Annotated in this window: 14 protein-coding genes; 3 read left to right on the top strand and 11 right to left on the bottom strand. The window is 63.8% G+C overall.

Going from position 1 to position 13,063, the window contains the following annotated elements; translation table 11 throughout:
- Window positions 1–6: 6 nt before the first annotated feature.
- The 11 genes from VXL81_RS00600 to VXL81_RS00550 form a co-directional block, all read right to left on the bottom strand.
- Window positions 7–1,116, bottom strand: coding sequence for an alpha-hydroxy acid oxidase (locus VXL81_RS00600; protein ID WP_416552478.1), 1,110 nt, complete (start codon window positions 1,114–1,116; stop codon window positions 7–9).
- Window positions 1,116–1,670 (bottom strand): sulfopyruvate decarboxylase subunit beta, encoded by a 555-nt coding sequence (gene comE / locus VXL81_RS00595; protein WP_058286650.1) that lies wholly within the window; start codon window positions 1,668–1,670, stop codon window positions 1,116–1,118. The genes VXL81_RS00600 and comE overlap by 1 nt, the downstream gene beginning before the upstream one ends.
- Complete coding sequence (comD, locus tag VXL81_RS00590) at window positions 1,667–2,173, bottom strand: sulfopyruvate decarboxylase subunit alpha (RefSeq protein WP_260099858.1); 507 nt, start codon at window positions 2,171–2,173, stop codon at window positions 1,667–1,669. Before comD ends, comE begins: the two co-directional genes overlap by 4 nt.
- A gap of 39 nt (window positions 2,174–2,212) precedes the next feature.
- Window positions 2,213–2,623, bottom strand: coding sequence for a universal stress protein (locus VXL81_RS00585; protein WP_416552475.1), 411 nt, complete (start codon window positions 2,621–2,623; stop codon window positions 2,213–2,215).
- A gap of 30 nt (window positions 2,624–2,653) precedes the next feature.
- Window positions 2,654–3,634, bottom strand: coding sequence for an alcohol dehydrogenase catalytic domain-containing protein (locus VXL81_RS00580; RefSeq protein WP_416544044.1), 981 nt, complete (start codon window positions 3,632–3,634; stop codon window positions 2,654–2,656).
- Window positions 3,631–4,392, bottom strand: a complete 762-nt coding sequence (locus VXL81_RS00575) for an SDR family NAD(P)-dependent oxidoreductase (protein WP_416552473.1) — start codon at window positions 4,390–4,392, stop codon at window positions 3,631–3,633. The genes VXL81_RS00580 and VXL81_RS00575 overlap by 4 nt, the downstream gene beginning before the upstream one ends.
- Complete coding sequence (gene hisD / locus VXL81_RS00570; RefSeq protein ID WP_416552471.1) at window positions 4,385–5,692, bottom strand: histidinol dehydrogenase; 1,308 nt, start codon at window positions 5,690–5,692, stop codon at window positions 4,385–4,387. The genes VXL81_RS00575 and hisD overlap by 8 nt, the downstream gene beginning before the upstream one ends.
- 11 nt (window positions 5,693–5,703) lie before the next feature.
- Window positions 5,704–7,032 carry a TRAP transporter large permease gene (locus tag VXL81_RS00565; protein ID WP_340544842.1) on the bottom strand — a complete coding sequence of 443 codons (1,329 nt, stop codon included), beginning with the start codon at window positions 7,030–7,032 and terminating at the stop codon, window positions 5,704–5,706.
- Between the two features lie 13 nt (window positions 7,033–7,045).
- Window positions 7,046–7,558 carry a TRAP transporter small permease gene (locus VXL81_RS00560; RefSeq protein WP_416552468.1) on the bottom strand — a complete coding sequence of 171 codons (513 nt, stop codon included), beginning with the start codon at window positions 7,556–7,558 and terminating at the stop codon, window positions 7,046–7,048.
- A gap of 115 nt (window positions 7,559–7,673) precedes the next feature.
- Window positions 7,674–8,819 (bottom strand): TRAP transporter substrate-binding protein, encoded by a 1,146-nt coding sequence (locus VXL81_RS00555; protein ID WP_416552466.1) that lies wholly within the window; start codon window positions 8,817–8,819, stop codon window positions 7,674–7,676.
- Window positions 8,820–8,842: 23 nt separating this feature from the next.
- Window positions 8,843–9,028, bottom strand: a complete 186-nt coding sequence (locus VXL81_RS00550; protein ID WP_340544846.1) for a hypothetical protein — start codon at window positions 9,026–9,028, stop codon at window positions 8,843–8,845.
- 128 nt (window positions 9,029–9,156) lie between these two features.
- Here VXL81_RS00550 and VXL81_RS00545 point away from each other — a divergent pair, with 128 nt between their 5' ends.
- The 3 genes from VXL81_RS00545 to VXL81_RS00535 all read left to right on the top strand — a co-directional run bounded on the left by VXL81_RS00545 (window position 9,157) and on the right by VXL81_RS00535 (window position 13,060).
- Window positions 9,157–10,182 carry a LacI family DNA-binding transcriptional regulator gene (locus tag VXL81_RS00545; RefSeq protein ID WP_416552464.1) on the top strand — a complete coding sequence of 342 codons (1,026 nt, stop codon included), beginning with the start codon at window positions 9,157–9,159 and terminating at the stop codon, window positions 10,180–10,182.
- Between the two features lie 298 nt (window positions 10,183–10,480).
- Window positions 10,481–11,854 carry an aspartate aminotransferase family protein gene (locus VXL81_RS00540; RefSeq protein ID WP_416552462.1) on the top strand — a complete coding sequence of 458 codons (1,374 nt, stop codon included), beginning with the start codon at window positions 10,481–10,483 and terminating at the stop codon, window positions 11,852–11,854.
- 21 nt (window positions 11,855–11,875) lie between these two features.
- Window positions 11,876–13,060: a M24 family metallopeptidase gene (locus tag VXL81_RS00535; protein ID WP_416552460.1), complete on the top strand. Its 1,185-nt coding sequence runs from the start codon at window positions 11,876–11,878 to the stop codon at window positions 13,058–13,060.
- The last annotated feature ends 3 nt before the right edge of the window (window positions 13,061–13,063 follow it).

Genomic DNA, 13,063 nt, shown 5'->3' with positions numbered 1-13,063 from the left:
GTTATCTTAGCAGATCTGATGGTCACGGCGATCCAGTGAGTTGCGCCCGGTCTGTGCCATGGCAATACTCAACTCGTCGCTGAGCGCCTGCCAAAGCTGGGTCAGTCCGGATTCTCCTTTTGCAGCAATCGCAAACTGCAAAATGCGGCCCAGAAATACAAAATCAGCCCCCATGGACAAGGCTTTCAGGACGTCTTCACCCGACCGGAGGCCGCTGTCGTAGAACACCGGGAATTCCGGCCCCAGCGCGGCCCGGATCTTCGCGAGCATCTCGATCGGGGTAGGGGCTGCCTCAAGTTGCCGGGCGCCGTGGCTGGAGACTTGAATGGCATCGACGCCCGCCGCCACCAGCGCGCGGGCGTCTTCAACGTCCAGCACGCCCTTGATCACCAGCTTGCCGGGCCAGAGATCGCGCAGCCGTGCCAGCGTGTCCCAAGTGGCGCGCGCCCGGCTTTCGGTGCGGTCGAAGTCATAGCCTTCCATCAGAAAATTCGCCATCACCGGCTTGCCCTTCAGCAGCGCCGTCAGCGACCAGCGCGGGTGCAGGGCAAAATCGAGGAACTGCCGCGGGCCGATGCGGAACGGCATTTTGAAGCCATGGCGCAACTCGCGCGGGCGGCGGCCCACCTCGGGCACATCCACCGTCAGCACCAGCGTCTGGTACCCGGCTGCGCGGGCGCGCTCCGCCAGTTTGAAGGTGCCGGTGCCGTCGCCGCTGAAATAGAGCTGGAACCAGGCATAGCCCTCCGCCGCCTCCAGGATAGTCTCCAAGGGGGTCGAGGCAACGGTCGAGACCCCATGCGGTACCCGGTAGCGCGCCGCCAGCCGGGCTAGCATCAGGTCGGCGCCGGGGGCTGCGAGGTTGCACATGCCCATGGGGGCAATCCCGAAGGGCCGGTCCGCCTCGGCACCAAAAATCCGAACCGCCAGCGACCGCTGGCTGACATCGCGCAGGATACGGGGCCGCAGGGTGATGGCGTCCAGGGCAGCGCGGTTGCGCGCCGCCCCGGTTTCCTGCCCGGCGGCACCGTCGATATAGTCAAACACCATCCAGGGCAGCCGCCGCCGGGCCAGGCGGCGGGCGTCCTCGGCCGAATGGATGGCGCCTGCACCCATCAGCCGGCCACGGCCTTCATGAAGCGGTCGCGGATCACCACCGGGTCCATCGTGATCACCGGCATCTTGGCGTTGCCGCTGTCGCATTTGACCACCAGAACCGTCGCCTCGCCGCTGGCCAGCGCCTCCTCCAGCGCAGGGCCGGTGTCCTTGTCCTGCACCTCCACCACCCGGGCGCAGCCGGCGGCACGGGCCATGCCGGCCAGATCGGTGCGCTGGCTGGTATAGGTCGGCTGATCGCCGGTGGAGCCATAGGAGCCGTTGTCGATAATCATCAGGATATAGTTGCCGGGCGCGTTGTTGCCGATGGTGGGCAGGGTGCCGAGGTTGGTCAGGATCGAGCCGTCCCCGTCGATCACGATCACAGGCTTCGGCTGCGCCAGCGCCAGTCCCAAGCCGATGGAGGACGCCAGCCCCATGGTGCCCAGCATGTAGAAATTGCTGGGCTGGTCGTCGATGGCGTGCAGCTCTTGCGACGGAATGCCGATGTTGCAGACCACCAGTTCGTTGCGCAGGATCGGCGCGATCTCTTTCAGGATTTCGGAACGGATCATTGGTCGCCATAGCCTCCCCAGAAGTTGGCGTCGGTCAGGATGGCAACGGGTTTGTTGCACATGAAGGTGTATTTCAGGATGTTGTCCAGCTCCTCGACGTCTTTCTGACAGTGAAAGTGGTAGGTGGGGATGTTGAGCTGGGCCAGCAGCGCCTTGGTATGCACCGCCATCTCCACCTGGCAGGCCACCGGCTCGCGCAGCTCGCCGCGGTAGGAGATCAGCATCGGCAGCGGCATCCGGTAGTACTGGATCAGCGTCGCCAGCGTGTTGATGGTGACCCCGATGGCAGTGTTCTGCATGATGATGGCCGGGCGCTTGCCGCCCATCCAGGCGCCGGCGCACAGCCCCATGCCCTCATCCTCCTTGTTGGAGGGGATATGGAAGATGTCGTCGCGCTGGTCGATCTCCTCGATCACACCGGCCAGCTGCTTGCAGGGCACGGTGGTGACGAAGGAGACGCCGTTGGCCGCCAGATCGTCAGCGATCCTCTTGTCTATGGTCATGGTAGGTTGCCTTTGCTTCGGGTGTCTTGTTTCTCGGGGTCAGGTGGTGCGGCAGACATGCACGGCGCAGGGCGCGTGGCGGACCACGCGGGCAGCAGTCGAGCCGAGGAAAAAGTCGCTGAGACCCGGTTTGTGCGAGCCGACGACGATGCAGTCCATGCCATGCTGCTGCGCGTATTCGACAATGGCGCGGTAGGACCGGCCCTTGACGATTTCTGTCGATACATCGCCATGACCTGCGGTTTTCTTTGTCAGCTGCAGACGGGCGTTGGCCAGGCCTTCGCGCAGGGCGTCCTCGTCGAGGTAGGTGCTGACGGATCCCTGTGGTGCCTCATAGACATGCAGCGCCGTGATCTGCCCGCCGGGGTTGCACAGGGTGGCGGCGGCCTTCAGCGTTGTCCCCGACACCCCGTGATCCAGAGCCATGGGAACCAGGATTTTGTCATACATCGTTGCTCTCCGTTTGTTAGGGGCGCGGGCTCAGGCCCAGGGGTCGAGGATGATCTTGGGCGCCGCCACCGCGCCGCTGCGCAGATCGCGAAAGGCAGCGGCGCCCTCTGACAGCGGACGCAGCTCAGACCAGCCCAGCGGCCCGAGACGGCCGTCAAAGATCGCCTGCGCGGTGTCGCGGAAATCCTGCGCGGTATAGGTGTAGGTGCCGATGAAGGTGATTTCCTGCAGCGTCATGCGGCGGATATCCAAGCCGCCGGTGTCCTCGCCCAAGCCAACATGAGCAATCACCCCGCCGGGCGCGGCAGTGGCAGAGGCGGCAGTGCGGGTGGCGGCATAGCCCACCGCGTCCACCACCAGCGGCACCATGCCCTGAAACTCCGCCACCGCCTGCTGGCCGCAGCGATCTGTCAGAAAGGCACGGCGCGCGGCGTTGGATTCCTGGATCGTGACGTCCTCCACCCCCATCGCGCGCAGCGCCAGCGCCGCCGCCAGCCCGATGGCACCGCCGCCGATCACCAGCGCGCGGCGTTCGGTGTCCGGGTGCAGCGCCTCCAGCGCCAGCCGGGCGGCGTGCCAGCTGACCGCCAGCGGTTCTGCCAGCGCAGCCTTTGCCAGCGGGACCGCGTCCGGCACGGTCACCAGATTGCGTTCCGGCATCGCCACGAACTGGGCAAAGGCGCCCTCGCGCGGCGGCATGGAGATGATCTGGCGGCTGGCGCAGAGGTTTTCGCGCCCCGATGCGCAGGCCGCGCAGCTGCCGCAGGTGACCAGCGGGTTGATGGTGACGCGGCGGCCTGCCTGCGGCCCGTCCTCGACCACCCCCGCGGCTTCGTGCCCGAGGATCAGCGGTGCGGGCCGGCGGTCGTCATGGCCCAGATAGGCGTGCATGTCCGACCCGCAGATGCCGGAGGCATGGATGCGGATCAGATGCTCGCCCGGCTGGCCCGCGGCCATCGGCACATCGCGGACGGCAAGCGTCTCAACCCCTTCATAAACCAAGGCTTTCATTTCGCGGTGAACCCCCCGTCAACCATCAGGATTTGCCCGGTGACATAGGCCGAGGCCTCCGAACACAGGAACAAGAGCGGCCCGTCGAGATCCTCCAGCCGCCCGTTGCGGCCGATGCAGGTCTGGGCGGCGTTGCGGGCGGCGCGCGCGTCATCCTCGAATACTGATTGGGTCAGCTCGGTCGGGAAGAACCCCGGCCCGATCGCGTTGGCGGTGATGCCGTGGGGCGACCAGGCTTCCGCCATGGCGCGGGTCAGCTGGCCGATCCCGCCCTTGCTGGCGCCATAGGCGATGCCGCCGGGAAAGGCGCGGGAGGTCTGGAGCGAGGAGAAATTGACGATCCGCCCCCAGCCCCTGTCCTTCATCGCAGGCACAAACGTTTGGCTAAGGAAGAAGGGCGCCGAGAGGTTCAGCGCCAGGGTGCGGTCCCAGCCTTCCGTGGTCACCTCATCCGCAGGCTGCCGCGTGTTGACGCCGGCCGCGTGGATCAGGATGTCCGGCGCGCCAAAAGGGTCGGTGACGGTGTCCCGCAGTGCCTCCAGCGCGCTGCGGTCCGCCACATCCGCGACCGCATAAGCCGCGCTTGGTCCGATTTCTGCACAAAGGCTTGCCAGCGCCTCCGCCCGGCGCGCCACCGCGACCACCTGCGCCCCGGCGGCGGCCAGCGCGATGGCCGCGCGCCGCCCCAGCCCGGAGCTGGCGCCGGTGATGCAGGCGGTCCGGCCCGTCAGATCGAACAGGGCGCGCGGGTCAGCCATTGGCGGTCAGGTCAAAGGTTTCGTCGGGGAAATACTTGGCCAGCCGCACATCAGCAGCGCGGGCGTGGCCTTCCATCCCTTCCAGCCGGGCAATGCGCGCTGTGGCCTCCGCCACCGGTTTCGAGCCTTCGCGGGTGGCGCGCTGCCAGGTGACGATCTTCATGTATTTGTGAACGCTGAGGCCGCCGGTATAGCTGGCCGCGCGCGAGGTCGGCAGCACGTGGTTGGTGCCCGCCGCCTTGTCCCCGTAAGAGACCGTGGTCTCCTCGCCCAGAAACAGCGAGCCGTAGCAGGTCAGCTGCTCCAGCCACCAGTTCAGATCCTCTGCCTGCACGGTCAGATGCTCGGGCGCGTATTCGTCGGAGCAGGCCGCCATATCCTCGCGGTCTTTGCACAGGATCACCTCGGCATAGTCGCGCCAGGCAGCGGCGGCGTTCTCGCGGTTCACCTCCGGCAGGTCGTCGATCAGCCCCGGCACCAGCCGCATGACGTCCTCGGCCAGGGCGCGATCGTCGGTCACCAGCCAGACCGGCGAGTTATAGCCATGCTCGGCCTGGCTCACCAGATCGGTGGCGACGATATGGGCGTCGGCGGTGCTGTCGGCCAGGATCAGGCTGTCGGTCGGGCCAGCAATCATGTCGATGCCGACGCGGCCGAACAGGATGCGCTTGGCCTCCGCCACGAACTGGTTGCCGGGGCCGACCAGGATATTGGCCTTGGGCAGGCCGAACAGGCCAAAGGTCATCGCCGCAACCCCCTGCACGCCGCCCATCGCCATGATCTTGTCGGCGCCGCAGATATGGGCGGCATAGACGATGGCGGGGGCCACGCCCACGCCGGGGCGCGGCGGCGAGCAGGCGGTGATGTGCTTGCAGCCCGCCACCTTGGCGGTGGTCACCGTCATGATGGCGCTGGCGATATGGCTGTAGCGCCCGCCCGGCACATAGCAGCCCGCCGCATCCACCGGGATCACCTTTTGCCCGGTGATGAAGCCGGGGCAGATTTCGGTCTCCACGTTCTGCATCGTGCTTTTCTGCAGCTCGGCAAAGCGGCGCACGTTGTCGTGGGAAAACCGGATGTCGGCCTTGAGCTTCTCCGGTACCTGCGCGCAGGCGGCTTCGATCTCCTCTGTCGTCAGCAGGACGTTACCCTCGTATTTGTCGAACTTCGCGGCATACTCCAGCGCCTTGGCATCGCCGCCGGCCTCAATGTCGTCCAGGATGCCTTGCACGATCTTATGGGTCTCGGACGCGTCCGACTTGGGGGTCAGGGCCGCCTTTTTCAGGTATTCACGGGTCATGTCAGAGGGTCCTACTTGTAAATATCAGGAAGCAGCGTGGTCGAAATCGCGGGGATATAGGCGATCAGCAGCACCACGATCAGCATGGTCAGCACAAAGGGGATGGCGCGGGCGGCGATCTTGAGGATGGACTCGCCGGTGATGCCGGAGACGACAAAGAGGTTCAGGCCCAGGGGCGGGGTGATAAAGCCGACCCCCAGCGCGGTGATCATCATGATGCAGAACTGGATTTCGTTCATGCCGATGTTGTCGGCGAGCGGCTTCAGGATCGGCGCCAGGATCACGATGTTGGGGGTTGTCTCCATCACGCAGCCGGCCGCAATCAGGATGCAGATCATCAGCAGGATCAGCACAGAGGGGTCATCGGTCAGCCCGGTCACAGCCGTCACAAACCCCTGCGGCACACCCATGATCGCCAGCGCCTCTGCCAGCGGCGCGGAGAAGGCGATGATCGGCAGGATCACCCCGTTCACCTTGGCTGAGCTGACCAGCATCGCGGGGAAATCCGCCAGTTTCAGGGTGCCGAGGACAAAGCCCATCAGGATGGTGACGACCACTGCCGTGGCGCCGGCCTCTGTCGGGGTCAGGCGGCCTGAGAAGATGCCATAGAAGATGATCCCCGGCACGATGAAGGCATACCAGCCGGATTTCAGCGACTGGCCCAGATTGCCCAGCCATTCACCGAACCCCATGTTGCCGCCGGTCTCATAAGTGTAAAGCCGGTTCATGATGATATTGGTGACCAGGATCGACACCAGAATGGCAATTCCCGGGATCAGCGCCGCCAGGAACAGGGTGGAGGCGGAAATGCCCAGCACCAGGCCGATGATGATATAGGCGATGGAGGGCGGGATCAGGATGCCGGTGCAGGCACCCGCCGCGACCAGCGCGCAGGCATAGGGGCGGGGGTAGCCGCTTTCGACCAGCCGGTTGATGGTCATCCGCCCGACGGCGGCAGCACCGGCCGCATCGGAGCCGGAGATCGCCGCGAACATGCCGCAGACCAGCACCGTGGCCGAGCCGAAGCCGCCCCGCGTCCAGCAGGTCAGCGCCTCTGCCACATCCAGAAATTTCTTGCTGAGGCCGGTGCGCACCAGCACGTCGCCGGTCAGGATGAACAAAGGCACCGCGGTCAGCGCAAAGGCATCAATGCCGGTGAACAGGCTTTCACCGATGGCGCTCAGCGGCAAATCTCCCGACATCACCAGCATGGTGATGGCAGCAGCACCAATGGCGGCCCAGACAGGTACCGCCAGCGCAATCAGCGCCACGAACATGATCACCGGCAGGTAGAAATCCCATCCCAGTTCGACCGTTTGATTGAGTGAATTCCACAGCATCGCTTAACGCCCCTCAATCAAACAGCTTGTCGCCTTCGAAGACGGGGGTGCCGTCGCGAAGACTGCGCCAGTCGCGCAGGAAGGATTGCAAGAGCCGCCAGACCATCAGCGCAAAGCCCACAGGCACCGCCATCAGGAACCAGACCATCGAAATCCGCAGCCCGTGGCTGACCGATCCGAACTTGGCGGAGACCAGAACCGTCTCGAATGACCAGTAGAGCGCCACCAGCGCCACGATGAGCATCACCAGATCGCCAAAGATATAGAGCAGCGCCTTGGGCCGTGGGCCGAGGTAGTGCATCAGCACATCAATGCGGATATGCGCACGTTCTTTGACCGCGGCGGCGGCACCGATCCAGGCCAGATAGATGAAGGAATAGCGGACGATCTCCTCGCCCCAGATCGAGGAGAAGGCAAACAGCTCGCGCCGGATCACCTCGATTGCCATGGTGATGACCAGCATCACGTAGAACACCAGAAGCAGCCAGCGCTCCGCGTTCTTGTCGATCGTTCGCAGGATCTGCATTGCCGTTCCCGTGGTTCAGGCGCACCCCCGCAACCAGCCCGGGAGACTGTTGCGGCGGCGGCTGTTGGAATAAGGACGGGCGGCGGCCGGTGTCCGGCGCGCGCCCCTGCAGCGGTCAGGCGTCGTGGACGAAGTATTTGCCCTGGGTGCCTGCGGCCTCCTCCAGCTTGGCGAAATTGTCCATCGACCCGGCCAGCTCTGTCTTGAAGGAATCCCATTCGCTGCGCTGGTAGCCGCCGGCCTCCTTCCACTCCGCCAGCTGGTCATCGCTGAGCGAATGAAACTCGACGCCTGCCTTGGTCAGTTCCGCCATTGCATAGGCGCGGGCGGAGGGCACCTTGGACAGGTTCTGATGCGCGGTCATCTCCGACCCCCAGATCACGCCCTGCTGCACATCGGCGGGCAATGAGTTGAACCATTCCAGATTGCAGGAATAGACTTGGCTGTCCGGCACCGCCTGGGTAAAGGTCACATGGCTGAGGATGTCCTTGAAGCCAAAGACATAGAGCGCCCCGACCGAAGGGTCGAGCGCATCCGCCACCCCCTGCTTGATCGCCGAGGGTGTTTCGCCCCAGGCCACCGGCGTCGGGTTGGCGCCGACCATCCGGTAATACTGCTGCAGCATTTTCGAGCCCGGCACCCGGAATTTCACCCCGGCCATGTCACCGGGTGACATCACCGCGTTGCCACCCTTGCGCACCGCCACCACACGGGGGTCGATGTTCACATAGAACAGCGCCTTGAACCCTGCGGCCTCCACTTTCGGATGCACCTCCGAGTTCCAGAAATCTGAGGTCACCAGATTGGTGAACCGCTGGTTGGAACCGCAGAGATAGGGCATGTTGATCAGGTCTACGGTAGAGGCAAAGGGCGCGAAATTTGACAGCGAATGCTGCGCCGCCTGGATGGTGCCGCCCTGTACCTTCTGCACCAAAGCGCCGCCCGCGCCGAGCTGCCCGCCGGGGGCTAGCTTCACGTAGACCTTGCCGTTGGTGGCGTTCTGGATGTTTTCCTTCAGATCCAGCTGCATGATCGGATAGCTGCGCGACGCGCCCAGCACATAGGCGGTTGCCACGGTCATGATATGCTCGGCCGCACCCTCACGTTCCTTTTCCTCCTTGGCGGTTTGCGCAACCGCCTCAGTGGACCAGAGCACACCGCCAGCCCCTGCGACCATCGCCGCAGTAAAAGAGCCGGTCGAGGCCAGTTTCAGAAAATTGCGGCGCTCCGCAGATTTGAGGCCATCCTTGCCATTGGTCATTGTCTTCCTCCCTTGGAAATCCGTCAGCTGCCGTTTTGATTTTTCTGGTCAGCCTCTCGTTTGAGAATTGCCGCCACAAACAGAATGGAAGCTGCAAACAGGACCACCATTTCGCCGACATCGCCCAGGAAGCCGCCGCCGCCAAACGCGCCGAGGGCAACATTGGCAAAGAACACGACAAATACGCAAACAGACGCCATCAGAAACATCGCAAGATCCCGGTTTGTATCTCAACATCATTTGTAAGCGCTTACATAAATAATGCAAGCGCTTACATTGGTAGCTGGCAGCTGCCCCGATTTATGCTAACATACGCCAAAGACATGGCAGGTAAGACATGGGAAAAATCCCCTCAGCTCCAACACTTAACGATGTTGCCAAGGCGGCGGGCGTTTCCACCGCGACGGTGTCGCGCTGCCTGAATTCACCTGACCGGGTGATCAAGGCAACCCGCGACCGGGTGATGGAAGCGGTCGAATCGCTGGGGTACACGCCAAATTTCGCCGCGCGGGTGATGGCTGCCAAACGCAGCTTCACCATCGGGGCGATCATTCCCACCATGGACAACGCGATCTTTGCCCGCGGCCTGCAGGCCTTTCAGGACCAGCTGCGCGAGGATGGCTATACGCTTCTCGTCTCCAGCTCCGCCTACAGCCCAGACGTGGAGGAGGAGCAGATCCGGGCTTTGGTTGCGCGCGGGGCCGACGGTCTGCTGCTGATTGGCCATGAACGGGACGAGAAGATCTACCAGTATCTTGCGAAACATCAGGTGCCGGTTCTGGTGGCCTGGTCATATGCGCCCGACCTGCCTCAGATCTCCGTCGGCTTCAGCAATACCGGTGCCATGTATGAGCTGGCGCAGGCGGTGCTAACGGCGGGCCACCGTCGCATCGCCATGATCTCGGGTATCCGGCAAGGCAATGACCGGGCACAGAACCGCGTCAGCGGGGTCCGCGATGCCCTCCAGGCGCAGGGCTGCGATCCGCAGGCGCTGACATTGATCGAAACCCCCTATGAAATTGAAAAAGGCGCCAGGGCATTTGCTGAGTTGATGGCCTGTGATCCTCGTCCGACCGTGGTCATGTGTGGCAATGACGTCCTTGCAGCCGGTGCGCTGGGCGAGGCGCATCGCCTTGGCATCGCGGTGCCGCAGGATGTCTCGATAACCGGCTTTGATGATATTGAACTGGCGGAGATCGTCAGCCCACCGCTGACGACGGTGCATGTTCCGCACCGTGAAATGGGGCGCAAGGCGGCTCAACAGCTGATCGCCATGGTTGAAGGCCGCTCCGACGGTCAGTCGATCTGCATCAACACAGCTGTTGTCAGACGGAACTCCTTGGCGCCGCCGCCTGCCGGATAGGGCTGCCGTCGAATCTGTGATACCGCGCGGTTTGGAAACAGATCTGCGGCGTCGACCATCGGGGCAGGGGTCGGCGACCACCGGTCCTAGCCACGGCGCAAAAAAATCTGTTGCCATCGGCCGGTCTCTCATGGTCCAACTGCTGCACGACCCTGGCAATAAAGGCATTGCGCGCTGCTGTCCGGGTGAGCGGAGCCTTCTTCTGCTCAAAAACAGGCCGCCCCGCTGGCCTGTCGCGTGCAACTGGCTCCCTTCATGTGACCAAAGGCGGCGCGCCGCCATAGCCAAGGACAGAGCCATGCTGCACAACGATCAACTGGACCAATGGGACCGCGACAGTTTTTTCCACCCTTCCACGCATCTTGCCGAATTTGCCCGCGGAAACCTGCCGCAGCGGGTGGTGACCGGCGGCAGTGGCTGCCATATCGAGGATCGCGATGGCAATCGGATGCTGGACGCCTTTGCGGGGCTTTACTGCGTCAACGTCGGTTATGGGCGCCCTGAGATTGCCGAGGCCATCGCCACCCAGGCCCGCGATCTGGCCTATTACCACTCCTATGTCGGCCATGGCACCGAGGCCTCGATCACCCTCGCCAAGATGATCATGGACCGGGCGCCCGATCACATGTCGAAAGTCTATTTCGGCCTTTCCGGGTCCGACGCGAATGAAACCAACATCAAGCTGATCTGGTATTACAACAACATCCTCGGCCGCCCGGAAAAGAAAAAGATCGTCTCCCGCTGGCGGGGCTATCACGGATCCGGGCTGATGACGGGGTCGCTGACCGGGTTGGAGCTGTTTCACAACAAATTCGATCTGCCGCTGGCGCAGGTGGTGCATACCGAGGCGCCATATTACTTCCGCCGTGCGGATCGCAGCCAGAGCGAGGCCGATTTTGTCGCCCATTGCGTAGCTGAGCTTGAGGCGCTGATCGAGCGTGAGGGGGCCGACACCATCGCGGCCTTTATCGGTGAGCCGGTGCTGGGCACCGGGGGCATCGTGCCGCCGCCTGCCGGGTACTGGCCCGCCATTCAGGCGGTGCTGGAGCGCCACGATATCCTGTTGGTCGCGGATGAGGTGGTGACCGGTTTTGGCCGGTTGGGCACGATGTTCGGCTCTGATCACTACGGCATGCGACCCGATCTTATCACCATCGCCAAGGGGTTGACCTCAGCCTATGCGCCGCTGTCGGGCTCTATCGTGTCAGACAAGATGTGGCAGGTTCTGGAGCGCGGCACAGATGAGAACGGCCCGATTGGTCATGGCTGGACCTATTCGGCGCATCCCATCGGCGCCGCCGCTGGCGTGGCCAACCTCAATCTGATCGACCAGCTCGGACTTGTCGAAAACGCCGGTGCCATCGGCGCCTACCTCAATGATGAGATACGCAAGGCGCTGGGAGACCATCCCAATGTGGGCGACGTGCGCGGCGAGGGGATGCTCTGCGCGGTGGAATTCGTGGCCGAGCGCGATGATCGCCGTTTCTTTGACGCCAGTGACAAGATCGGACCGCAGATCGCGGCCAAACTGTTAGAGCAGGACAGCGTGATTGCGCGGGCGATGCCGCAGGGGGATATCCTCGGCTTTGCGCCGCCGTTCTGCCTGACCCGGCAGGAGGCAGATCAGGTGGTCGCGGCAACGCACCGGGCCGTCACTGCGGTTCTGGGCTGAGGGCAGGAAGGGAGATACAAAATGGTCAAGCCAAATACCCCGTTTGAGCAATCCGAATACCAGCAGCGGCTGGCCAAGACCCGGGCCGCCATGGCTGCCGCCGGTCTGGATGCGCTCTTTGTCACCGATCCCTCCAATCAGGCCTGGCTCACCGGCTATGACGGCTGGTCCTTCTATGTCCATCAGGGGGTGATCGTCACCCATGACGATGACCCGATCTGGTGGGGGCGGCATATGGACATGATGGGGGCCCGCCGCACCTGCTGGATGGCTCAGGACAGGCTTCTCGGCTACGGCGATCACTATGTTCAATCAATCGACCGCCATCCGATGCAGGATCTGGCCGAGCGGCTGCGCGCGCAGGGGCTTGCGGGCGCCCGCATCGGTGTCGAGATGGAGAATTACTACTATTCAGCCAAGGCACATGCGGTACTGGCGGCAGAGCTGCCTCATGCCGACCTTCAGGACGCAACCGGAGTGGTCAACTGGCAACGGCTGATCAAAACCGAGGCTGAGCTGACCTTCATGCGCAAGGCGGCGCGGATCACCGATCGGGTGATCCAGACCGCCATCGACCGCGCCGAACCCGGGGTGCGCAAAAATGATCTGGTCGCGGATATTATTCATGCGGGCATCACCGGCGTGGGCGAGGACTGGGGGGATTATCCCGCCATCGTGCCGCTGACCCCTTCGGGGCTGGATGCCACCGCAGCGCATCTGACCTGGGACGGCACCCCGATGCGCGCGGGCGAGGCGACGTTCTTTGAACTCTCCGGCTGCTATCGCCGCTATCATGCGCCACTGTCGCGCACGGTCTTCCTCGGCACTCCTCCGGCGGAGATGCTGCGAACCGAGGCTGCCCAGATCGAAGGCATCGCCGCCGGTATCGAGGCGGCGCGCGCAGGCAATCGCACCTGCGACATCGCCGACGCCTTTATGGCGGTGATGGCCAGACACGGCATCGAACGCTCTGGCCGCATGGGCTACCCGGTTGGCCTGTCCTACCCGCCGGACTGGGGCGAACGAACGGCGTCGATCCGCAGCGAAGACACCACCGTGCTGCAACCGGGTATGGTGTTCCACTTTATGCCGGCGCTTTGGATGGACAGCTGGGGGCTTGAGACCACCGAAACCCTGCTGATCCGCGACACCGGCGCCGCCGAACCGCTCTGCACAGTGGAGCGGAAACTGTTCATAAAAGGATGAGCC

It is taken from the genome of Phaeobacter sp. JH204B (genome assembly GCF_048055755.1).
Lineage (GTDB): Bacteria > Pseudomonadota > Alphaproteobacteria > Rhodobacterales > Rhodobacteraceae > Phaeobacter > Phaeobacter bryozoorum.
This window is presented reverse-complemented; position numbering and strand designations above follow the sequence as displayed.

Excerpts from the sequence above, each read along its gene's own strand:
- VXL81_RS00600 (WP_416552478.1), bottom strand. The coding sequence starts at position 1,116 with ATGGGTGCAGGCGCCATCCATTCGGCCGAGGACGCCCGCCGCCTGGCC.
- comE (WP_058286650.1), bottom strand. The coding sequence starts at position 1,670 with ATGATCCGTTCCGAAATCCTGAAAGAGATCGCGCCGATCCTGCGCAAC.
- comD (WP_260099858.1), bottom strand. The coding sequence starts at position 2,173 with ATGACCATAGACAAGAGGATCGCTGACGATCTGGCGGCCAACGGCGTC.
- VXL81_RS00585 (WP_416552475.1), bottom strand. The coding sequence starts at position 2,623 with ATGTATGACAAAATCCTGGTTCCCATGGCTCTGGATCACGGGGTGTCG.
- VXL81_RS00580 (WP_416544044.1), bottom strand. The coding sequence starts at position 3,634 with ATGAAAGCCTTGGTTTATGAAGGGGTTGAGACGCTTGCCGTCCGCGAT.
- VXL81_RS00575 (WP_416552473.1), bottom strand. The coding sequence starts at position 4,392 with ATGGCTGACCCGCGCGCCCTGTTCGATCTGACGGGCCGGACCGCCTGC.
- hisD (WP_416552471.1), bottom strand. The coding sequence starts at position 5,692 with ATGACCCGTGAATACCTGAAAAAGGCGGCCCTGACCCCCAAGTCGGAC.
- VXL81_RS00565 (WP_340544842.1), bottom strand. The coding sequence starts at position 7,032 with ATGCTGTGGAATTCACTCAATCAAACGGTCGAACTGGGATGGGATTTC.
- VXL81_RS00560 (WP_416552468.1), bottom strand. The coding sequence starts at position 7,558 with ATGCAGATCCTGCGAACGATCGACAAGAACGCGGAGCGCTGGCTGCTT.
- VXL81_RS00555 (WP_416552466.1), bottom strand. The coding sequence starts at position 8,819 with ATGACCAATGGCAAGGATGGCCTCAAATCTGCGGAGCGCCGCAATTTT.
- VXL81_RS00550 (WP_340544846.1), bottom strand. The coding sequence starts at position 9,028 with ATGTTTCTGATGGCGTCTGTTTGCGTATTTGTCGTGTTCTTTGCCAAT.
- VXL81_RS00545 (WP_416552464.1), top strand. The coding sequence starts at position 9,157 with ATGGGAAAAATCCCCTCAGCTCCAACACTTAACGATGTTGCCAAGGCG.
- VXL81_RS00540 (WP_416552462.1), top strand. The coding sequence starts at position 10,481 with ATGCTGCACAACGATCAACTGGACCAATGGGACCGCGACAGTTTTTTC.
- VXL81_RS00535 (WP_416552460.1), top strand. The coding sequence starts at position 11,876 with ATGGTCAAGCCAAATACCCCGTTTGAGCAATCCGAATACCAGCAGCGG.